This is a genomic window from Vibrio superstes, from assembly GCF_003569005.1.
GTDB lineage: Bacteria > Pseudomonadota > Gammaproteobacteria > Enterobacterales > Vibrionaceae > Vibrio > Vibrio superstes.
The window spans coordinates 648,256-671,052 of record NZ_BCUR01000004.1; the positions used below are offsets into that span (position 1 = coordinate 648,256).

The following is a 22,797-nucleotide window of genomic DNA, read 5'->3' on the forward strand; positions in this document are numbered from 1 at the left end:
ACTATTTAGTTCGGTTGGTATTAAGTCGCCTTGATTAGATTGAGGCCAACAAGGAACGAATAATGGCTAACATAAAACTGACCAACCTAGTTAAATCCTTTGGTGATACTGAAATCATCCATGGTGTTGACCTTGATATTAAGAACGGTGAATTTGTCGTTTTTGTTGGCCCGTCAGGATGCGGAAAATCTACCTTGCTTCGCTTAATTGCAGGGCTTGAGGAGATCACATCTGGCACCTTGGAGATCGATGGTGAAGTGGTTAACGATGTTGACCCTGCAGAGCGCGGTATTGCCATGGTGTTTCAAACCTATGCCTTATACCCTCATATGACGGTCGAAGAGAATATGGGCTTTAGTTTGCGCATGAATGGCGTCGATAAAACCGTGATTTCGGAGAAGGTCATGGCAGCAGCAACAGCTTTGCAGTTGGAGAGTTTACTGCATCGCAAGCCTAAAGAGTTATCGGGTGGTCAGCGTCAAAGGGTGGCTATCGGTCGTGCAATTGTGCGTGATCCAAAGGTGTTTTTGTTTGATGAGCCTCTCTCAAATCTTGATGCAGAGCTTCGTGTAGATATGCGATTGCAGATTGCTTCTTTACATGATGAGCTTCAGAATACCATGGTTTATGTTACTCACGATCAGGTCGAAGCGATGACATTGGCAGATAAGATCGTGGTGCTACGTCTAGGTAATATCGAGCAGGTAGGCTCCCCATTAGAGCTTTATAATCGACCTACAAATGAATTTGTCGCGGGATTTATTGGCTCTCCAAAGATGAACATGTTGCCTGCGGTTGTGGTCGATATGGTGGACAACAGTGCAACCATAAGAACTCCTGATGACCAAGTGTTCTCTATTCCTGCAGATGTCAGCTCTGTTGAGTTGGGGGACAAGGTGACCTTTGGCGTTCGTCCAGAGCATCTTTCTATTGAGCAAAATGGTGAGCACTCCTTGCACTTTATTACTCATGCCGTTGAGCGTTTGGGCAACAGCACCTATTTATTTGGTCAGGTGGGGGGGTATGACAACTACAAGGTACATGTCAGTGGCGATCGGGAAATCAAGCGTGGCGATGAATTACAACTAAGCTTTGATACGGAAAATTGTCACCTATTCTTCGAGAATAACTGCATTACTAACCTTTAGCCTACCGTTATCAATGACGCAGCGGTCATGAGCAATTTTTGAGGCTGCGTTATAGGAGCCATTATGTCTCAAGAACTGCCGCAAGAGTTTGTGCAACTCAATAGCCAAGTATCTTCACTCATCGTCAGATTATCGCCTGCTCCAGAGATTGTATACTGGGGAAAGGCGATTCCCACGCTAACCTCTGAGGCAGAATTTGCAGCCATTATCGACAGAGCTATATCCCAAGCTCGGCTAGATGTGGATGTCCCAGTCACTCTTTGTCCTGAAATTGGACGTGGCAGCTTCGGCTCTTCTGGGCTTGAGGGGCACCATCAAGGTAAGAATTGGGCTCCTGTATTTCAATATATTAGTCACACCCTCACCGGAGAGTGTTTGACGATTGAATGCGCGGATAAACTTGCCAAACTTTCAGTTAAGATCGACTTGATACTCGATGGACAAAGCGGTGTGCTAAGTAAATCAATCCGCCTCACCAACCATCACGAAGTAGATTTTCAATTAGACAAATTGGCTTTCACTATCCCTATCCCTTATCGAGCCAAAGAGGTGATGTCATTTTCTGGTCGCTGGAGTCGAGAGTTTCAATCTCAGCGGCACAATATTGAGCATGGCGTTTTTACCCAAGAGAATCGCCGAGGACGCACCTCACATGAATACTTTCCAGGTTGTATCGTCGGCAATAAAGCCTTTACCCACCAAACCGGTGAGGTATGGGGCTTTCATCTAGGCTGGAGCGGTAATCATCATTGGCGAGCAGAAGCCAAAAGTGATGGTCGGCGCTTTGTGCAAGCAGGTGAATTACTGATGCCTGGAGAGGTCAGTCTTAAACAGGGTGAAAGCTACACCTCACCAACGCTGTATGCTTCATATAGCGATAGCGGTCTTAATGGATTACGCCAAGCGAATCATAACTATGTTCGTCAAAATATCTTGGTACTTGAGCAAGATAAACCTCGACCCGTTCACCTTAATACATGGGAAGGTATCTACTTTGAGCACGACCCTGATTATATCTGTCAGATGGCAAGCGAGGCGGCTCAGATGGGAGTTGAACGCTTCATTATTGATGATGGTTGGTTTAAAGGACGTAACAATGACAAAGCCGCGCTTGGAGACTGGGCTTTAGATAAGACAAAGTATCCCAAGGGGCTTAATCCTGTGATTGAGCACATAAATAAATTGGATATGGAGTTTGGTATCTGGGTTGAGCCTGAGATGGTAAACCCAGACTCAGACCTATATAGAAAGTACCCGGAATGGGTGTTAAGCACACCGGGCTATCCACTGACTACAGGTCGCAATCAATTGGTGCTCAATCTACAAATCTCTGAGTGTTTTGATTATTTGTACCGTTGTCTTGATGAGTTATTGAGCCTGCACAATATCGCCTACGTTAAATGGGATATGAACAGAGAGTTGCTTCAGCCCAGCCATGAAGAAAAGGCTGGTATTAGAGGGCAAACCTTAGCCTTCTACCGTCTGGTTGATAAGCTTAGGGTTGCTCACCCTGAGGTAGAGATAGAGTCATGTTCATCTGGCGGCGGTCGAATGGATTATGAAGTGCTTAAGCGTACCCATAGATTCTGGAGCTCAGATTGCAACGACGCACTCGAGAGACAAACCATACAACAGAACATGAGCCTGTTTTTTCCACCGGAGGTATTAGGCTGTCATATTGGTCCTGCCCGCAGCCACACCACACGTCGCCAGCATAGTATTAATTTTCGAGGTGTCACGGCACTGTTTGGTCATATGGGTGTAGAGCTAGACCCTGTTAAAGAAAACGCTCAACAGCGCAGGGCATTTGCAAAATACATAGAGCTTCATAAACAGCATCGAACACTTCTGCACAGAGGGCATTCGTTTGTGATTGATAGCTGTGAGACTACCAGAAATACCTATGGTACCTACGATGATACCCAGCTGTTGCTGGCTATCTGTCAAAAGGCGATGCCCGACTATTCGCTTCCTGAGCCGGTTTTATTGGACATGCTTGATGAAAACGCCAGTTATCATGTGTTTTTGTTAGAACTTCCCGAACATGGTGAAGGGATAATGAAACACTACCCAAATTGGATTGAGCAACTGCGTAGCAATCAAGAGGTGAAAGTACATGGTAGTCTGCTAAAGCAAGTAGGTCTATCACTGCCGATACAAGACCCTGAAACCTGTTTGTTAGTTCACTTTGTAAAGTGTGAGTGAGCCTAGCGTTGAACCATAAGGGCGAACTCATTGAGTTCGCCCTTATGGTTAAATCAGCTTAAATCGTTCCCAAATCCTAGAACGCCAGCGGAATGCCATGATAATTCCGCGTATCCACTCATCTGCCGCAATAGCTAGCCACGCGCCAATAACGCCTAGGCCAAAGTAGATGCCAAATACGTAGGTGAGTCCTACGCCAAATCCCCACATACACAAGATACCTACCTGTACAGGGTATTTCACGTCACCGGTTCCTTTAAGCGCAGAGATGAAGATTAGGTTAAATACACGACCACCTTCAAGTAGTATTGAGCCCATCATCAAGCCCACAGCAAGGGTTATTACTTCTGGGTCTTCGGTGAACACCCTAAGTAGGGTTTCGCTGCCAAGGTAGAAGAGGGTGCTGACTCCCACAGAGGCGAGAAAGCCTACCACAAAGTATTTCTGAACCTTAATCAGTATGCTGTCATTCCAACCTTTTCCAACAAAATAGCTGGTTTGGATCTGGCTGGCTTGTCCTAGTGATAAAGAGAAAGCAAAGGTAAAGCGAGCCAAATTCTGTGCATAGGTAAAGGCCGTCAGTGATGCGGTGCCCATCTGCACAACAAAATAAATGATCACCATCTGCGAAAGGTTGTACGAGAGGATCTCTCCTGCGTTCATCACGCCTAGACGCAGTATTTTCTTATAGGTTGATGAAAGCACTTCAGTTGCTTTACTCAATCTAGGCTTGAGATCTTTTTTGATCAGAAGGTACCACATACAGATCGCACCAAGTAACTGGCTGATCACTGTGACGGTTGCCACCCCAGGTACACCGTAAACCGGTAAGCCAAATGGAGAGTACAACACACAGTAGTTACCAATCACGTTTAAAACGCCAAACACTAGATTAATCAACATTGGGGAGCGTGAGAAACCATGGCTACGTAATATGGTAGAAAAGACTACGCTGGTGGTAACGAACCCGGCACACGTACCACTGATGATCAGATACTGATGTGCGTATTCAGCAACCTGTGGTTCAAGGCCAAATAGCCCAATTATGTTGTCTGAGAAAAAGAAGAAGAAACAGCCAAGAATAATGGATACGGCAAACCCTAGTATGACGCTCGCAATCCCCACATGTTCAGAGTCAGAGGAGCGCCCTGCACCATTATATTGAGCAATTAAGATGCCTGTACCGGTACTGACCATCATAGAAACAATGATAATAAAGAAGCTGATCGGCGAAATAACGCCAACGGCAGATACGGCAAGATCTGAGTAACCACTTAGCATGAACACATCACTGGTATTCAGGGCATTGCGTAATAATGCCTCGACGAATATAGGCCAGGTTAAGGCGACGATATTCATTCGTTTATTCATGGTTTGTGAAGAATCAGACATAAAATGTGTACGGGATTTTAATTGGTGCGCAAGTATACAGATATCATAATTTTGATGCATTGATTAATACGCAGTTTTCATCAAAATTATCAATGAATGATCAGGCAGTCGTGAGCACAAAGATGTTGGATTTTGAACTTAACCAACAAACTCAAAAAACAATGCGTGATGACTTAGTCATAACCACTATTAGAATAGATACCTACCTGGTGATTATTGTTATCTTTATCTCAAAGAATATCGATTTTACGGGGCTAGCCACGCGTAAAATGCACACTTTAAAGGATAGAGTTCAATGACCATTTCACATGCTCACTTATTAGAAAGTTTGAGCAAGGGTATTGCCAGTGATGGACAGCCCGCAGGCGTTTATCAACTAAAGAACAGCCATGGCATGGTGGCGACATTTATGGATGTTGGAGCAACATGGCTCAGCTGTCAGGTTCCAGTTCGAGATGAGATGCGTGAGGTTCTCCTTGGTTGCGATACTATGGACAAATTTAACCAGCACTCAGCCTTCATGGGAGTGACCGTAGGTCGTTACGCCAATCGCATCGCTAACGGCCAGTTCAGCATCGATGGCACACCTTTTCAGATAGAAGTCAGCGAAACTGGCCATATGCTGCATGGTGGTAAAATTGGCTTTGATAAATATCGTTGGAACGTAGACGCTGCCACTGAGCAACGTATTCAGTTTTCGATTGTATCTGCCGATGGTGACCAGGGCTTTCCTGGTGAGGCCAAGGTTATAGTCACTTATGAGTTAACTGAACTCAATGAGGTTAAGATTGGTTATACCGCGACAACAAGCAAACCAACCTTGATGAACCTAACGAACCACGCCTACTTTAATTTGATGGGCGCCGACTCTGGCGAAGATTGCCTAGGTCATGTACTTAGTGTCAATGCCAACCAGTTCTTACCTACCGATGAATTAGGCATCCCTGTTGGTGAGTTGCGTGACGTTGCGGATACTGGCTTTGATTTCTTGTCGCCGAAGGTGATTGGTCAAGATTTACTATTGGATGAAGAGCAAAAGCTGTGTAACGGATACGATCACTCCTTCTTACTCAGTGAAGAGTGCTTAGAAGGGGAGTGTGCAGCAACGGTAACCTCTCCAGATAGCCTGCTAACAATGAAAATGTTCACCACAAAACCGGCTGTACAGCTTTATACTGGTAACTTCTTACAAGGTACTCCAAATCGTATTGATGGAGAGTACGATACTTACGGTGGGGTGGCATTGGAAACCCAGTATCTGCCTGACAGTCCTAATCATCCATTGTGGCCACGTCAGAGTTGCGTCCTTCGAGAAGGCGAAATCTATAGTCACAGTACGATTTATCAGTTCTTCAATAATATGTAGTTTTTTTCATAGATTTTTTAGAAGTTAGAGGCACTTTCGAGTGCCTCTTTGCATTTCTACTCAATAGAAAAACCCTATAATAATTTCAATAGCTTACCACTTAACACTTTTCTCAGAAATTGGTGAAAAAACTGCCACATAGGTAACAAAATGAACGCTCTCTAATATCGGTCTATAAATTGGGGTCTACACTCAAATCATTGTTGCAGGTGCCGCCTGCTGCTGAGGTTTCCACCTCTATAACTAAGTGATTTTTGGAGTATCGATATGCAGCCATCTCTCGCGAATGAGACTGCAAAAGGTCGCCCTCCGGTAAGCAAAAAAAAGGCAAGCTCCAAACTTTCGCCGTGGCTGTTTCTGCTGCCGGCGTTATTGGTGTTTTGTGTTTATGTTGTTTATCCGATCTTTCAGAGCATCTGGCTCAGTTTTTTTGAATGGGATGGCCTAGGCGAGAAGACCTGGGTAGGCCTTGATAATTACAGAGAGTTGTTTGATTCCGAGGCATTCTATACCTCGTTGAAAAATAATACCTTATGGCTGGTGTTTTTTATGCTAGCCCCGCCTATTGGTTTAATGATCGCCTTGTTCTTGAATCAACAGGTGAGGGGGATCCGCGTTGTAAAATCACTTTTCTTTTTCCCTTTTGTTATCTCTCAAGTTGTTGTTGGCCTTGTGTTTGCTTGGTTTTACGATCCATCGTTTGGCCTGTTTAACATTGCTATTGGAGCACTAGGCTTCGACCCTATTTCTATTTTGGCCGATGAAAATTTAGTCACTTACGGAATCATAGCCGCAGGTCTATGGCCTCAAATCTCTTATTGCATGATCTTGTACTTAACGGGTCTGAACAATCTTGATCCCGAACAGATCGAAGCCGCTCGTTTGGATGGCGCTAAAAGTTGGCGAATGTTGTGGTTTATCGTTCTGCCTCAGCTAAGGCCTGCCACTTTTATCGCTATTGTTGTGACAGTGATTGGCGCACTGCGTTCTTTCGACTTGGTTGCCACTATGACCGCTGGTGGCCCTTGGGGCAGTTCTAGCGTACTTGCTTATCAAATGTACGAAGAGTCGATCTTCAATTATCGAATGGGATATGGCGCCTCGGTTGCAGTGGTGCTATTCCTCATCATGGATATCTACATCGCTTACTTTTTATGGCGCATGCTAAGGAGTGAGAAGTAATGTTTCCTAAACCAATTCAAAAATCAGGGGCGCTAGCCAGCATGAGCTATCGTGTTGCCCTACCTATCGCTCTAGTCTTGTGGCTGCTTCCTTTAATTGCCGTAATGCTCACCTCCATACGCTCCATGGACGATATCAACAAGGGTAACTACTGGGGTTGGCCAGAAGACACTCAGATGGTGGAGAACTATACGCAGGTCTTTACCTCTACGGCGATGGGTGACTACCTCCTCAACAGCTTAATGATCACCTTGCCGGCAGTTGCGGGTGCAGTGGCGTTATCGACTCTGGCAGGCTTTGCTCTGGCAAAGTACCGTTTTTCAGCCAATATCTGGATCTTTGCTCTATTCATCGGCGGCAACTTTGTGCCGTTTCAAATCTTAATGATCCCAGTGAGAGATTTAACCATCGCGTTTGGTCTCTACGATACGCACTGGGCTCTGATCTTCTTCCATATCGCCTTTCAAGCCGGATTTTGCACACTGTTTATGCGCAACTTTATAGTTGGGATACCTGATGCATTGATTGAGGCTGCGCGAGTAGAAGGAGTTAAGGAGTGGCGCATATTTTGGTATGTGGTTCTGCCTTTAGTCCGGCCAGCCTTGGCGGCCTTGGCTGTACTGGTATTTACCTTTATTTGGAATGATTTTTTTTGGGCGCTAGTGCTGGTGCAAAGTGATGAGGTGAGGCCGGTTACAGCGGGCTTGAGTTCTTTGCAGGGACAGTGGTTAGCGTCATGGCAATTTATGTCAGCTGGAGCAGTCGTAGCCGCGATTCCCCCAGTCGTGCTGTTCTTTACTATGCAGCGACACTTTATTGCTGGTTTAACCCTAGGAGCGACCAAGTAACTCGGTCGGATAGGTAGGGTCTATTGACCTTTTGCGATTAAATTTTGCTCGACCAGAAGCCATTTAATCAAGGCGAGGGACTTGCCGCCTAGTCATCCAAGCAAAAGGCGCTCAACGAAGAGTAAATGGCTTCTGGACGAGCCCGCAGGGTAGCGCTTTGTTGGGCATTTCTACCGCGTTAGCCACTTTTCATGTGGAACCACCACACCTAAAAGTGACTGCCTTGTATAAATACCCAACAAATCGCTACAAAAACAACCTCAAAAGGTCAACAGACCCTATTGATAAGGACGAACAACTATGAAATACGTGAAGCTACTCTCTGCCAGTATAGCCTTGAGCGCTATGCTGGGAACTTCAGTTCAGGCAAGAACTCTGGTCATCAACTCTGATGCGTCAGATCCGGCTCCAAAAGAAGCATGGGCAGAGATTGTTGACCGTTTTGAAAAGGCCAACCCAGAAATCGAGGTTAAATATAACCTTTATGACCACGAGTCTTACAAGACCACAATTCGCAACTGGCTAGTGACCTCACCGCCGGATGTGGTGTTCTGGTATGCGGGTAACCGTATGAAAACGTTTGTAGATCGTGGCTTGTTTGAAGATGTCAGTGATATCTGGAAAGACAATAATATGGTGCAAGATTTTGCGTCTGCAGCGCCTGCGATGACGGTAAATGGAAAGCAATATGGTGTGCCATACACCTATTATCAGTGGGGAATCTATTACCGTAAAGATATCTTTGATAAGCATGGCATTGCAGAGCCCAAAACCTGGGATGAGCTAAAGGCGGCATCGGCTAAGTTAAAAGAGAATGACGTGACTCCGTTCACCATTGGTACTAAATACCTTTGGACTGCGGCAGGCTGGTTTGACTACCTCAACTTGCGTACCAATGGTTTAGATTTCCATATCCAGTTGATGGATGGCAAGGTGCCTTACACCGATGACCGAGTGAAGAAAACATTCGAGAATTGGGCTGAGCTGGTGGAGCCCGGCTACTTCCTGAAAAATCACGCTTCATATTCATGGCAGGAAGCGCAACCTTTCCTATATAACGGACAGGCTGCAATGTACCTAATGGGTAACTTTATTACGCCAAACTTCCCTGAGGAACTCGATGGCAAGATGGGCTTCTTCCAGTTCCCAGTGATCGATCCGGCAGTAGGTATGGCAGAAGACGCACCAATGGATACCTTACACATTCCAAGCAAAGCGAAAAATAAAGACGATGCGCGTTTGTTCCTAGAGTTTGTAGCACAGGCTGAGAATCAGCAGTTGATCAATGAGCTACTACTTCAGATCCCAACCAATAGTAAAGCAAAAGCTAAGTCTGACCCGTTCTTGGATAAAGGTGTGGCAATGCTGGCTGCTTCCGATGGCACTGCTCAGTTCTACGACCGAGATACCGATCCTGCAATGGCAAAAGAGGGTATGAAAGGCTTCCAAGAGTTTATGGTGCATCCTGATCGCATCGAGAAAATCTTAGAAAGACTAGAGAAGACAAGAGCACGCACCTTTAAATAGCGCCTCCTGATAGTAAAAGCCCCTTCTATACAATAGAAGGGGCTTTTTTTTATTTTAAGGGGCTTACTGAATCGCGCTTTACTAGTGTGGGTGAGAAGCGCAGTGGGTGTTCGGAAATCGGAGCATCACTGGCTAAGCGTAAGGCAAGTTCCGTCGCCTTTTCTGCCATTAACTCGACGGGATAACGAATGGTCGTCAGGCGAGGCTTCACATAGCGAGCAATTAGACCGTCATCAAAGCCAATAATGGAGATGTCTTCAGGCGTGGAGAGGTGGTTTTCATCCAATATCGACATAGCACCAGCCGCCATGTAATCGTTATAGGCCACTACGGCAGTAATGGATAGAGACTTAGCCAACAGATTAGTCATGGCCGCTTCGCCGCCATGGTTATTTGGGTTACCAAACTCAGTGTAGTGCTCGGGGAGTACTTGATTGTAGTCAGTCAGTGCATCTTTATAGCCATTGATGCGCTCTTCTGTATCAGAGATAGCATGTGATGAAGCGATGCACGCAATTTGCGTATGCCCTTGCTTCAGTAGGTACTCTGTTGCTAGGTAGGCACCCTTATAGTTATCCAGAGAAATACAACGAGAGCTAATGGCATCTATGTGCCTGTTGATTACCACCAAACCTTTCACTTCGTTGGCATAGTCAATCAGCTCTTCGTCTGTGAGTCCCTTTGCATGGATGACCAGCGATTCACAGCGACTATTAATAAGTAGCTCTATGGCTTGGCGTTCTTGCTCTCTGTCATGATAGCCATTACCGATAAGAATATGCTTCCCATTCTCTCTAGCCACTTTATCAACCGCACCCACTAGGCTACCAAAAAAAGGGTCTGCAACATCGCTCACCAATACACCGATGGTATTCGTACTTTGGCTGACTAACGCTCGAGCATTGGCATTAGGTCGATAGCCAAGCGATTTCATTGCTGTCGTGACTGATTGAACGGAGGCTTTGCTCGCTTTAGGGCTGTTGTTGATGACTCTTGATACGGTTGCGACCGAAACCCCTGCCAATTTTGCGACATCTTTTATCGTTGCCATACATTGCGTCCTAATAATTCTTCATTTTATTAAACGAATAAAATGTAAACGAATCAATATAAACCGAATCGAGTTATCTATTCATGAGATAAGTCTAATAAAAATAACGCTCTAAGTATTGTAAACGTTATCAGTTACCGGGTGCTCATCACCCCGTTGCATGGTTTTTATGCTTAAGAGAGCTTAAGGTGGTTAATTATTGTATCACTGTGATTTTATAAACATTTAGCGTTTAATTTTTAATCGCTAATGTGTTTTTTTTGTAAAGATACAGTGTTGTAGGGTCTTTGAAGAGGTGACATCGTGTGATCTTGATCGCGTTTTTATTTTTTTTAAGCCAAATGATAATAAATATCAGCTATTCGCCTGCTAACCTGCTCGCGACTTTGTAGCCGTTCAAAGCAAAAATTATAAGATAAATAGGAGTGTTCATAGATGAATACCGATAAGAAAATGTCACTGACCGCCCGAGTAATTCTCGGTATGGGTTTAGGGATCCTGACAGGCTTTATCATTCGATTAGCTTTTAGCGAAAACCAGTTTATTAATAACTATCTAGTCAATGGTTTGTTTGACGTAGGTGGTTCAATTTTTATCGCTAGTTTGAAAATGCTGGTTGTGCCTTTGGTGTTTGTATCACTGGTTTGTGGTACTAGCTCACTTAAGGACATTGCCACGCTAGGCCGTCTAGGTGGTAAGACAATCGCGTTTTACTTAGTAACTACAATGATCGCAATCACAATGGCGATCTTTATGGGTACTGTATTCCAGCCAGGTGCTGGTGCAGACCTTGCTGCTGCGACAAGCTTTGCTGCAACTGAAGCCCCATCACTGGGTCAGGTTATTGTAGGCATGTTCCCGACTAACCCAATTAACTCAATGGCACAGGGTAACACCCTACAAATCATTGTGTTTGCAGTATTGTTCGGTATCGCGATCAGTGCTTGTGGTGAAACAGGTGAGCGTGTAGCTGCTGCATTCCAAGACATCAACGAAGTGATCATGAAGCTAGTGGCGCTTCTAATGAACATTGCACCATACGGTGTATTCTTCCTGATGGCGAAGCTGTTCACGACGATTGGTCTTGGCGCAATCATGAACCTAGGTGAGTACTTCCTAGTTCTAACTGCTGCACTTCTGATTCAAGGTCTAGTGGTTTACCCGCTTATCCTAAAAGCAACAACAGGTCTTAATCCTCTTAACTTCTTGAAGAAGATGGAAGATGCGGTAATGTTCGCATTCTCAACCGCTTCTTCAAATGCGACGATTCCAGTCACTATGGAAACCGCTACTCATCGTTTAGGTGTTAAGAACCGCGTAGCCTCTTTCACTGTACCACTAGGTGCAACCATCAACATGGATGGTACTGCTATCATGCAGGGTGTGGCGACAGCCTTTATTGCACAGGCATTCAATATTGACCTAACCATGGGTGACTACCTAACGGTTATCCTAACAGCAACGCTAGCGTCTATCGGTACAGCAGGTGTTCCTGGTGTAGGTCTAATCATGCTGGCTATGGTATTGAACCAAGTAGGTCTTCCTCTAGAAGGTATCGCTCTAATTATGGGTGTTGACCGTCTACTTGATATGATTCGTACTGCAGTAAACATCACTGGTGACAGTGCTGTTACGGTTATTGTTGGTAAGTCTGAAGGTGCATTGGATGTGGATACATTCAACAACCCAGAGGCTGGTAAGAAAGAAGAAGAAGTTCATCTTCATCCAGTAACCAAATAATCTTAGCAGATTACCTATTAAGGGAGCTTCGGCTCCCTTTTTTCATGCCCATAAAAAATGAATTCTTTAGTTAGAATTTATAATATTCCTAGCCTTTGAGATCCTACCTAGTTTACTTTCCTCTGGCCTGATGATTCAGAAATGAATTGCAACAGATTGTCACCTACACGCAATCAAGATGTCATTAAAAGGCAATTACTCACTCTTAGAGTGTGTTATTTTTCACATCAAGTATCGAACTCACATCACATACATAAGGCTGATTGATGAATCACTCCCACGATTGTAGCCACTCAACATGTTGCTCTGCTCAAAATAAGTCACCAAAATCGCTGGAAGCGGTGGGTAAAAGATTAAGTTGGCAACTTGAGGGGATGGACTGCCCAAGTTGCGCTGCAAAGGTAGAAAGAGCCATTGAGCAAGTAACTGGCGTGGTTGCCGCTCGTGTTGCCTTTTCTACACAGCGCTTAATAGTATCCGCTTCGTCGCAGCTAAAGGTTGAAGACATAAAGGCGACGATTAAAGATGCTGGATTTTCTGTGGTGGACAATACTCAGCCTGCCCAAAATCAATCCTCAACGCTATTTGGCTTTATATCTCAAAACATGAAACTGGCTATAACTGCGTTACTGTTCGCTATCGCCATGTTAGCTGGGCTAGTGAATCCTGCTCTAAAGCAGGGAATGCTATACCTAGTTGCGTTGTTCGCACTTATCCCCTTGGCGCGCAAAGCTGTTTCGTTATCAAGAAATGGATCTCCATTCTCTATAGAAACGTTAATGTCAGTGGCTGTTGTTGGTGCTTTGGTATTAGGAGAAACCTTAGAGGCAACAATGGTGCTGCTGCTGTTCATGCTGGGTGAAAAGTTAGAAGGTATCGCCGCAAATCGGGCTCGAAGTGGTGTGCAAAAACTAATGTCTCTTACACCAGACACAGTTAAGCATGTGCAAGCAAATGGTGAGATAGAAACCGTTTCGGTTGATTCCATCTTAGTTGGAGATGAAATCGAAGTGCTACCGGGCGAGCGCTTATCTGTGGATGGGGAGCTTTTGAGTTGCCATGGTCTATTTGACCAAAGTGCGTTGACCGGAGAATCACTCCCTATCGAATTGAAGTCAAAAACAAAGGTGATGGCTGGCAGTTTGGTGGTAGAAAAAACGGTGCGTCTGAAAGTAGTTTCAGAGCAAGGTGATAGTGCCGTTGATAGAATTGTACGTTTGATTGAAGAAGCCGAAGAAAAGAAAGCACCAGTGGAGCGATTTATCGACAAATTTAGCCGCTGGTACACGCCACTGATGATGGTCATTGCGCTGTTGGTTGCGGTGTTACCGCCTATATTCTTAGATGCCTCTTGGCATGAATGGGTCTATAAAGCACTGGCGCTGTTACTGATTGCTTGCCCATGTGCCTTAGTCATTTCAACTCCAGCGGCTATCACTTCTGCGTTAGCCAATGCGACTCGACGTGGTGCGCTGGTTAAAGGTGGTTTGGCTCTAGAGCAACTTGGTAGTATTGATAAGATTGCATTTGATAAAACCGGTACTTTAACTAAAGGGCAGCCTGAGGTTACTCAGTTCTATGGTCAAGAAGAATACCTAGTATTAGCAGCTGCTGTGGAGAACAAGTCTACGCACCCGTTGGCGGTAGCTATAGTTAACGAAGCGAAGAAGCGTAATCTCACTGTGCCTGAAGCGAACAATGCAATGAGTATTTCTGGCGTTGGTGCTTCGGGATTAGTGAATGGTCAGGCGGTTCAGGTATTGGCGCCAAGGCATATAGATGACCTTTCTGCTGAATTTAAAAGTCTGACTTCTGAGTTTGAGTCAAATGCCCAAACTGTTGTCGTTGTTACCATAGATGACAGCCCAGTAGCACTGATAGCCCTTCAAGATACTCTGCGTGAGGATTCTGTTGCCGCTATTGAGGCTCTACGCGAAATGGGTATTCAAAGCGTCATGATGACAGGGGATAACCAACGCACTGCAGCGGTAATTGCCGCTAAAGTGGGTATGGATTACAAAGCCGAGTTGATGCCAGAGGACAAACTTAGAGCGCTGAAATCACTATCAGGTTCTGTTGCAATGGTAGGGGATGGTATCAATGATGCACCTGCTCTTAAGGCGGCTGATGTAGGCATTGCGATGGGCAATGGAACGGATGTGGCGCTAGAGACCGCAGATTGCGCTCTTACCCATAATCGTCTGCAATCAATTCCAGGTTTAGTTAAACTATCTAGAAAGACGATGGCCATTATCCGCCAAAATGTCGCGTTAGCTATTGGTAGCAAGGTGTTTTTCCTCGTAACGACTCTGCTAGGTGTTACTGGCCTCTGGGCTGCTGTGCTTGCTGATACCGGAGCCACAGCGTTAGTGACTCTCAATGCTCTGCGTCTTTTACGTGAGAAAATCGAAGCCTAAATAAAAAGGGCAGTGCTTTTAGCAAGCACTGCCCTTTTTTGTTTGTACAATGATTAGTTATTGCTGTGTAGTTCGCTGTTTAGCTCGACTGCAGACTTATTGGTTAGACACTCAACGGCACCCGTTTGCGAGTTGCGACGGAACAGTAGGTCAGACTTGCCTGCTAGATCACGAGCTTTTGCCACTTCAACTTCTTGGCCATTGTTGTCCAGCATGCGCACCTTAGTGCCCGAGGTCACGTAAAGGCCAGACTCAATAGTACAACGATCGCCTAGTGGGAAACCAAGACCTGCGTTTGCACCGAGTAGGCTGTTCTCACCGATAGAGATAACCACTTTACCGCCACCAGATAGCGTACCCATGATAGATGCGCCACCGCCGATATCAGAGCCGTCACCGACCATTACACCTGCGGAGATGCGACCTTCAACCATGCTAACGCCAGTGGTGCCAGCGTTGAAGTTGATGAAACCTTCATGCATAACAGTCGTGCCTTCACCCACATGTGCCCCAAGACGAACGCGAGACGTATCCGCAATACGCACACCAGCGGGAACCACGTAATCCACCATTTTAGGGAATTTATCTACGCAATCTACGCTTAGAGCGCGACCTGCAAGACGAGCTTCTATTTGGCGATCAGCCAGTTCTGGAAGGTCGATAGGGCCTTCGTTAGTCCATGCGATGTTGTGCAAAAGACCGAAGATACCGTCAAGTACAGTGCCGTGTGGCTTAACTAGACGGTGAGAGATCAGTTGTAGCTTAAGGAAGCCCTCAGCAACAGACTGTGGTTTTTCATCGCTCTCAAGTACAACGATAACCACAGGTTGCTCAGATACCGCTGCCTTTGATGCAAAATTTGCACTTTCCGCTTGGTCATTACTTTCAAACGCGCTTGCAAGTGATGCACATTGCTCAGAAGTAATTTCTAAGCTTTGGTTGCCTTGCTCATAACCCGCTGCTTGTTTTACCGCTGCAACAAGTTCTGCTGTAGGGTTCAAGATAGGGGTTGGGAAGAAAGCTTCAATAATTTTGCCATCACGGTTTTTAGTCGCGCTACCGAGTGCTAGTGCAAAGAAAGACATCAATTAATCTCCATATAAAGTGCTCTAGTGCATCAAGTCAGTCGAGTTGCAATGCAACTCAATTAAGAGATACACCTCTCAAATTTGTTGTTAGCCATACACTATAACAGCCTAGGCAGGCTGAAAAGAGCTAAATCACGAAAACTGACAAAATGCTGATTTGCTTTATAAAGAGAGGGCCGTCATGGCTTGATGTACCCCTTCAATGAACATTTGCATACCAATGACAGCAAGTATTAAGCCCATCATCCTAGTGATTACACCGAGTACACTAGCGCCAAGTGCCTTGATCAAGGCCTCACCAGAAACGAATAATAAGAAGGTTATTCCGCACAATACACCAAAGGCGAGTATGGTAATTACGACTTCAAAGTTCCCTCCTACTGCCGCAAAGTTCATGGCTGTTGCTATGGTTCCTGGGCCCGCTAATATGGGCATGGCTAAGGGGGATACGGCTATACCAAGGGCTGCCTGTTTTTGTTCCAAAGCGGAGAGGTTTTTGTTGGATTGAGTATGCTCACTCTTACCTTGAAGCATATTAAAGCCAATCATAAACACCAATATGCCTCCAGTGATACGCAGTGCGTAAAGGGTTATACCGAACAGGTCAAAGATGATCTTTCCTGAAATGGCAAAGATGGTCACTATAATAAAGGCGATGATGACAGAGCGAAGTGCTACAGACTTTACTGTTGCATGATCTGCTCCATTAGTTAAGCCAAGAAAGATTGGCGTATTAGCGATAGGGTTCATGATGGCAAAGAAGCCCATGAATACAGTGATGGTGTGTAGGATTATTTCTTTCATAACATCCCTAGTCGTGAAAGATGAGATCAAATAAGGACCAAGTTATTAGCCCTTATCTAATTGAGTTAACGTTTACGCAGCGTCAGACTCCGACGAATCAGGTACCGCTTCAACCTTTGGCTTCTTTGGCGCAGGTTTGCGCTTAGCACCTAGAGCGTAAAGAACCTCTTCTTTGTGCTTAGCTAGATACATAGACAACTCTTCTTGCTGGCCTTCATCGGTGATGATTTCGCTATTGCCCAAAAGCTCGAACAATTCATCTGCCATATCCAGCATCTTGTCATATGCGTCCGCTTCGGCTTTCGAGGTAAAAGTCATCTTTTCTTCTCCGTTGCGTTCTACCACGTACTTGACGATAACAGCCATGGTCCATCCTCATTAAATTGTTTATAAATTGAATACTGGTTATTTATACATAAATCACTCTTTACAGTCTAGCCGAGTTGGTGATTTTGTGGGGTGATCGGTTAAACGCCATTCAAGGCTGTATTGTAGGAATGCATTGAGTAACGGATTTAAGTATTTGTCTTTGTGCAAAACGATCTGCATGGAGCGCTCAAGAGGCAAACTAATGTTGAGTTTCTTCACCTTGCCCGCCTTTATTGCGCTATCTACCGATAGCTCCGACAAACACGCAAGACCTAGACCTGCGGTTACGCCATTGATGATTGCTTCGCTGCTACTGAGCTCAAACTCTGCCTGCCAACGGGATAAATGCTCGGCGATATGATTAATGAAATAGTCGCGAGAACCAGACCCAGCTTCTCTTAGTAACCACTTCATATCTTCAAGGTCACTAAAGGTAAGGGCTTCTTTTGTTGAAAGGGGATGATCGGCTTGGCTTATCACGCACATCTGATCAAAACCAAAAGGATGATGAACGAGCTTTGGTGAATCTTCGTTGCTCTCGATAAAGGCGATATCAATCTGGTAATCGAGTATTTTCTGACCTAGGTCAGAGGAATTTGATAATAAGACTTTAAACTCGACTGCCGGATGTTCTTGTTTGAAGTCTCGTATAAGAAACGGCAGCAGTTGATTACCTATGGTATCGCTTGCCCCCAATCGAAGTTCACCATCAAGGGTCTCAGTGTTATGGAATAAGCCCTGAATCGAGTGTGCTCGATGTAGTAGTTCATCAGCAATAGGCAGTAGCTTTGTGCCTTCACTGTTTATGATCAATCGGTTGTTGATTCGATCAAATAGGGTATGACCCAGTTGGTTTTCGAGCTCATTGAGAGACAGGCTCACGGCAGCCTTGGATAAAAATAGAGTCTGGGCTGCAGCAGACAAAGAATTGGCTTTGGCCACAGAGGTAAATACCTCTAACTGACGTAGAGTAAATGGAATCATAATGTTTTGCTTTACTTAACGTTGGTTTTAAATCTTTAAATATTAATAAACATAGCTCAAGAGTAAACTAAGCGCATCAAGTAAATCATGAGCGGAGTAACCTAATGCAAACACAATCTCGTTTAGCCAACGCACCCACCCCTATGGCAGGGTTGGCTCTAGGTATTGCCAGTCTAGGATGGAGCTTGGAAAATCTTGGTGTTTTTGGCGGTTATGCGCAAATCACAGGGGCTATTATTGCATCCGTGCTTTTATCCGTTTTAGCGGGAAAATTTCTGCTTCATTCGCATCTACTAAAACAAGACCTTTCACATCCCGTTGTCGGGAGTGTAGTGCCTACTTTTGCTATGGGTTGCATGGTGGTGTCGTATGCCATCGGACAACATGTAACATGGCTGGGTAACCTAATGTGGGTGATGTCTGTCGCCTTGCATATTGTGTTCTTGGTGAGCTTTGTTTTTCATCGAAGCCAAAACTTTGAGCTGCACCATATGGTTCCAAGCTGGTTCGTACCACCGGTAGGCATTGTTGTAGCCGCGCTGACTTATTCAGGCAGTTCATCATTGCATTGGATTGGTGAGTACACTTTGTACTTTGGTATGGCGACTTACGCGGTCATGCTTCCAGTAATGATTTACCGCTTTATATTCTCTGAACTGGTTCAAGATGCGGCAAAGCCAACCATCGCTATTTTAGCCGCTCCTGCAAGCCTTTCATTGGCAGGTTACCTCTCTTTTGTTGAGTCACCATCACCTGTTATTGTGGCTTTGCTGTTTGGTATTGCCATTCTAATGACATCGGTTATTTATATGGCTTTCTACCGCTTGTTAAGACTGCCATTTAGCCCAGCGTATGCAGCCTTCACCTTCCCTCTAGTCATCAGCGCAACGGCCTTGTTTAAAGTGGTCGCATGGATGAGCGAAATTGGTGTACCGGCTGAGTATGTTGAACAAGTACATGGCATAGCATTGGTTGAACTAGCAGTAGCGACCCTAGTAGTAGGTTATGTAGCGATACAATATTTAAATAACCTATTGATTCAACCAAGGTTAGAGGTGAGTCTTAAATAACTCACTTTGAGACATCAATTGCACTAGGGTGTGGTAATCTTATTGCAATTGATTCAACGGATTGTGAGCCAGCCTTGTTTACTGTTTATCATTCAAATCAAATCGATCTTCTCAAATCTCTACTGATTGCACTTATTCGTCAGCAACCCCTATCGTCTCCCTTTGAACAAGAACAAATCTTGGTGCAAAGCCCAGGTATGTCTCAGTGGTTAAAGATGGAATTGGCCAAGGATATGGGGATTGCTGCTAATCTCAATTTCCCTCTTCCAGCGACCTTTATTTGGCAGATGTTCATCGAAGTATTGCCTGATGTTCCTAAGCGTAGTGCCTTCAATAAAGAGGCGATGACTTGGAAGTTGATGCAGGTATTACCTAGTAAACTTGAACAGGACGAATTTTCCTCCCTTGCGTCTTACCTTGAGCGCGATGAGGACAACTCAAAGCTGTTTCAATTGGCGGGCAAGATTGCCGATATCTTCGATGGCTATTTAGTGTATCGCCCTGACTACATCACCGCTTGGGAAAACAATGAGCATCCAGCTGAGCTCGAAGAACAAGGCTTGTGGCAGGGTGAGTTATGGCGTGAGTTGTATCGCTTTACTGAGCAACTCGGTCAGTCTAAGTATCACCGTGCAAACCTGTATCAAGACTTCATTGATACACTGGCAAGCTTGTCAGAGATAAACAGTGACAATGTTCCCAAGCGCCTATTTGTGTTTGGCATTAGCTCTTTACCACCCAAATATCTGGAAGCGCTAAAAGCCTTAGGTGAGCATATTGATGTGCATCTGATGTTCCATAACCCATGTCGTTATTACTGGGGAGATATTAAAGACCAGCGCACTCTAGCGAAAATGGCAGCTAAAGTGAGGCCGCGCATTCGTTGGCATGGACAAGAGTTGAGTGAGGAGCAGGGAGTCCCAGTACTTAAAGGTGATATCGAACACAATGCCTTGCCAGAGTTTCACCATGATGCCATCAGCAATAACCTACTGGCCTCCATGGGTAAGCAAGGGCGTGATAACCTGCATCTATTATCTGAGCTTGATAGTAACGAGGTTGAAGCCTTTGTTGATCTTGATGCTACGACGCTGTTGCAGAACATTCAGCAAGATATTTTACAACTCAATCAACATCAAGATGATACTAAGCTAGAGCAAAGCCTGCATAAGCAGGGGGTATTGAAACACGACCGCTCTCTATCCATACATTGTTGCCATAGTGCTACTCGTGAAGTGGAAGTATTGCACGATCAGCTTCTACATTTATTCAATCAAGACTCATCACTAAAGCCGCGCGATATCATTGTGATGGTAGCGGATATCAATGCCTATTCTCCGGCGATCAATGCCATCTTTGGCAACGCGACCGGTGATAGAAGGATTCCGTACTCAATTTCCGACCGAAGTGTGGCGGAAGAGACGCCTATCTTAAATGCGTTTCTTCAGCTATTGGATCTGCCTAACAGTCGCTGCGGTCGCAGTGAGATGATGGAGATCTTGGAAACCCCAGCAATACTGCAACGCTTTGGGTTATCGGCCTCAGATTTTGAACTGATTAATTTGTGGGTAGAAGAAGCGGGTGTGCGCTGGGGGCTTGATGACTCGACCGCCACTGAATTTGAACTGCCTAGTCTAAATCAGAATACCTGGGTGTTTGGCTTACAACGTATTTTACTAGGCTACAGCATGTCGGCCATCTGTCAGCCGTTAGAGCTGAGTAGTGGCAGGTTAGCGCCTTATGAGCAAATAGAGGGAATGCAGGCTGAGCTTGCAGGAAAACTTGCGGCCTTCATTGATAAGGTATTGCATTACCGCAGTGCTCTCAATGAGCCTCAGCATAGCACGCAGTGGCAGACACAGCTGAATGCCTTGGCCAATGATTTCTTTGATCTAGATATTGAAAATGAGATAGCCCTAACCAGTATTCGTGATGCCCTGTCTTTGTTGACGCAGCAAACTACTGAGTCTGGTTTAGATGCGACTTTGAGTCATCAAGTGGTCTCTGAGTACCTGCAAGATAAATTGGATAGCTCCCGTGTCAGTCAGCGATTTTTAGCCGGACAAGTGAACTTTTGTACCCTAATGCCAATGCGCTCCATCCCGTTTGGCGTAGTGTGTCTACTGGGAATGAACGACGGTATTTATCCTCGCACGGTTGCCCAAGAAGGCTTTGATTTGATGACGGTAAAGAGTCGCATCGGTGATAGAAGCCGTCGTGATGATGACCGCTATCTATTCTTGGAGGCGCTACTTTCTGCTCAACAAGGTCTGTATATCAGTTACATAGGGCAGTCCATTCTCGATAATAGTGAATGCTTACCCTCGATCTTGGTGACCGAGCTACTCGAGTACTGTTCACAAAATTACTGTCTTGATGGCGACGAGTCTCTGTCTGTAGATGACTCAGGTAAGCACTTACTTCAACATCTTACCTCGCATCACAGCATGACCCCATTTAGTCGTGAGGCTTTTGAAAATAGTCAAAGCTTTGCTGCTGAGTGGTTGCCTGTGGTGAACGGGGTTTACTCTCAATCTGATAAGTTGAGTACGCCTTTATCCGATTACTTTATGGAGAGAGAGGCGTTATCTGAGATTGAACTAGATCAACTGCTATCGTTTTGGTCACTGCCTGTAAAGTACTTCTTCAATCAAAGGCTTCAGGTATGGTTTAACAGTGAAAAAGAGCTGATTGAAGATGAGGAGCCCTTTTCCTTAGGCGGACTTGAGCGCTATTTGCTACGCGATGAAATTGTCGCGGCCATGTTAAACGGTGGAGGTGCAGAAGTGGAGCAAGTGGCTCATTATTACCGTAGCTCAGGGCAATTACCCATTGGAAACTTTGGCGACTTAGAGGTCGCTGAGAACCAAGATGCCATGAAGGAGTTGGTCGCTGAGATTGAATTCTATACCAGTAATAAACAGCCTTCGTTACCTGTCTCCTTGAAGGTGCAATACCGTGATAAGTGGCTAACCATCACAAGTTGGATAGATAGTCATTATGCCTCTGGCCTTGTTCATTATCGCGTAGGCCGTGTTCGCTCCAAGGATATTTTGCAAGCGTGGATTAAACACCTGTGTGCTTGTGCTTCAGGTGTGGCTGTGACGAGTCATCTTATTGGTATATCAAGTAAAAAAGAGATTGAGTACTTTTCTTTGGCGGCTATTGAACAGCAAGATGCATTGGGTTTTCTGCAAGATCTTGTCACGCTATATTTTGAGGGTATGACTAACCCATTGCCTTATTTTCCTCGTTCGGCCCATGCTGCAACACAAGAGTTTGTTAAGAAATCGAAGAAGGGTGATACCGAAGTTGCCAGAGATGCTGCAATAGGAAAATTTAGCGCGACAGCCCTTGGTGATGATTATAACTCGGGTGAAGCGGATGATATGTACATTCAGCGTGCGTGGCCACAATGGAGCGAAGATTTGCAACAAGGTGGGTATCAATTAGCTGAAAGGGTCTTGTTGCCTGCGCAAGAACGACTGCAAGAAAAATCGAAATAACGGGAACCCGCTAGAAGAGAAAGGGTGGCCACCAGCATTTATTATTTGTAGGGTAATTGCTGGTGGCCAAAGGGTCAGAGAGACCTCTTATTTTTTAGTT

At 45.1% G+C, this 22,797-nt stretch carries 16 protein-coding genes; 10 read left to right on the top strand and 6 right to left on the bottom strand.

The genetic code is table 11. From position 1 onward, the window contains the following. Window positions 1–62: 62 nt before the first annotated feature. Window positions 63–1,148: an ABC transporter ATP-binding protein gene (locus tag D5I41_RS10970; protein WP_119009824.1), complete on the top strand. Its 1,086-nt coding sequence runs from the start codon at window positions 63–65 to the stop codon at window positions 1,146–1,148. Window positions 1,149–1,211: 63 nt separating this feature from the next. Continuing rightward, on the top strand, window positions 1,212–3,353 hold the full coding sequence (locus tag D5I41_RS10975) for an alpha-galactosidase (RefSeq protein ID WP_119009825.1): 2,142 nt from the start codon (window positions 1,212–1,214) through the stop codon (window positions 3,351–3,353). A 48-nt stretch (window positions 3,354–3,401) separates the two neighbouring features. Here the strand turns inward: D5I41_RS10975 and D5I41_RS10980 are convergent, their stop codons facing one another. Continuing rightward, window positions 3,402–4,745, bottom strand: a complete 1,344-nt coding sequence (locus D5I41_RS10980; RefSeq protein ID WP_186811107.1) for an MATE family efflux transporter — start codon at window positions 4,743–4,745, stop codon at window positions 3,402–3,404. A gap of 295 nt (window positions 4,746–5,040) precedes the next feature. Between D5I41_RS10980 and galM the strand changes: the two genes are divergently transcribed. The 4 genes from galM to D5I41_RS11005 all read left to right on the top strand — a co-directional run bounded on the left by galM (window position 5,041) and on the right by D5I41_RS11005 (window position 9,668). After that, window positions 5,041–6,111: a galactose-1-epimerase gene (gene galM / locus D5I41_RS10990; protein ID WP_119009828.1), complete on the top strand. Its 1,071-nt coding sequence runs from the start codon at window positions 5,041–5,043 to the stop codon at window positions 6,109–6,111. 267 nt (window positions 6,112–6,378) lie between these two features. After that, window positions 6,379–7,293 (top strand): carbohydrate ABC transporter permease, encoded by a 915-nt coding sequence (locus tag D5I41_RS10995; protein WP_119009829.1) that lies wholly within the window; start codon window positions 6,379–6,381, stop codon window positions 7,291–7,293. Then, window positions 7,293–8,141 (top strand): carbohydrate ABC transporter permease, encoded by an 849-nt coding sequence (locus D5I41_RS11000; protein WP_017242546.1) that lies wholly within the window; start codon window positions 7,293–7,295, stop codon window positions 8,139–8,141. Before D5I41_RS10995 ends, D5I41_RS11000 begins: the two co-directional genes overlap by 1 nt. Window positions 8,142–8,441: 300 nt before the next feature. Next, window positions 8,442–9,668 carry an ABC transporter substrate-binding protein gene (locus tag D5I41_RS11005; protein WP_119009830.1) on the top strand — a complete coding sequence of 409 codons (1,227 nt, stop codon included), beginning with the start codon at window positions 8,442–8,444 and terminating at the stop codon, window positions 9,666–9,668. Between the two features lie 49 nt (window positions 9,669–9,717). On the opposite strand, the gene D5I41_RS11010 is transcribed toward D5I41_RS11005, so the two are convergent. Continuing rightward, on the bottom strand, window positions 9,718–10,719 hold the full coding sequence (locus tag D5I41_RS11010) for a substrate-binding domain-containing protein (RefSeq protein WP_119009831.1): 1,002 nt from the start codon (window positions 10,717–10,719) through the stop codon (window positions 9,718–9,720). A 435-nt stretch (window positions 10,720–11,154) separates the two neighbouring features. On the opposite strand from D5I41_RS11010, the gene D5I41_RS11015 reads away from it, so the two are divergent. Then, entirely contained in the window at window positions 11,155–12,459 is a 1,305-nt protein-coding gene (locus tag D5I41_RS11015; protein ID WP_119009832.1) for a dicarboxylate/amino acid:cation symporter, read from the top strand. A 266-nt stretch (window positions 12,460–12,725) separates the two neighbouring features. After that, a complete protein-coding gene (locus D5I41_RS11020) occupies window positions 12,726–14,876 on the top strand; it encodes a heavy metal translocating P-type ATPase (RefSeq protein WP_208639143.1) in 2,151 nt (716 codons plus the stop codon). 53 nt (window positions 14,877–14,929) lie between these two features. Here D5I41_RS11020 and dapD read toward each other — a convergent pair whose 3' ends face one another. The 4 genes from dapD to D5I41_RS11040 all read right to left on the bottom strand — a co-directional run bounded on the left by dapD (window position 14,930) and on the right by D5I41_RS11040 (window position 18,121). Then, window positions 14,930–15,961 (bottom strand): 2,3,4,5-tetrahydropyridine-2,6-dicarboxylate N-succinyltransferase, encoded by a 1,032-nt coding sequence (gene dapD, locus D5I41_RS11025; RefSeq protein ID WP_119009833.1) that lies wholly within the window; start codon window positions 15,959–15,961, stop codon window positions 14,930–14,932. Window positions 15,962–16,126: 165 nt separating this feature from the next. Next, window positions 16,127–16,768 (bottom strand): MarC family protein, encoded by a 642-nt coding sequence (locus D5I41_RS11030; RefSeq protein WP_119009834.1) that lies wholly within the window; start codon window positions 16,766–16,768, stop codon window positions 16,127–16,129. 72 nt (window positions 16,769–16,840) lie between these two features. Beyond that, window positions 16,841–17,134: a YebG family protein gene (locus D5I41_RS11035; protein WP_017029109.1), complete on the bottom strand. Its 294-nt coding sequence runs from the start codon at window positions 17,132–17,134 to the stop codon at window positions 16,841–16,843. A 54-nt stretch (window positions 17,135–17,188) separates the two neighbouring features. Beyond that, window positions 17,189–18,121 carry a LysR substrate-binding domain-containing protein gene (locus tag D5I41_RS11040; protein WP_119009835.1) on the bottom strand — a complete coding sequence of 311 codons (933 nt, stop codon included), beginning with the start codon at window positions 18,119–18,121 and terminating at the stop codon, window positions 17,189–17,191. Between the two features lie 104 nt (window positions 18,122–18,225). Here D5I41_RS11040 and D5I41_RS11045 point away from each other — a divergent pair, with 104 nt between their 5' ends. Beyond that, window positions 18,226–19,191: a TDT family transporter gene (locus tag D5I41_RS11045; RefSeq protein WP_119009836.1), complete on the top strand. Its 966-nt coding sequence runs from the start codon at window positions 18,226–18,228 to the stop codon at window positions 19,189–19,191. Window positions 19,192–19,265: 74 nt separating this feature from the next. After that, on the top strand, window positions 19,266–22,697 hold the full coding sequence (gene recC, locus D5I41_RS11050; RefSeq protein ID WP_119009837.1) for an exodeoxyribonuclease V subunit gamma: 3,432 nt from the start codon (window positions 19,266–19,268) through the stop codon (window positions 22,695–22,697). Window positions 22,698–22,797: the final 100 nt, after the last annotated feature.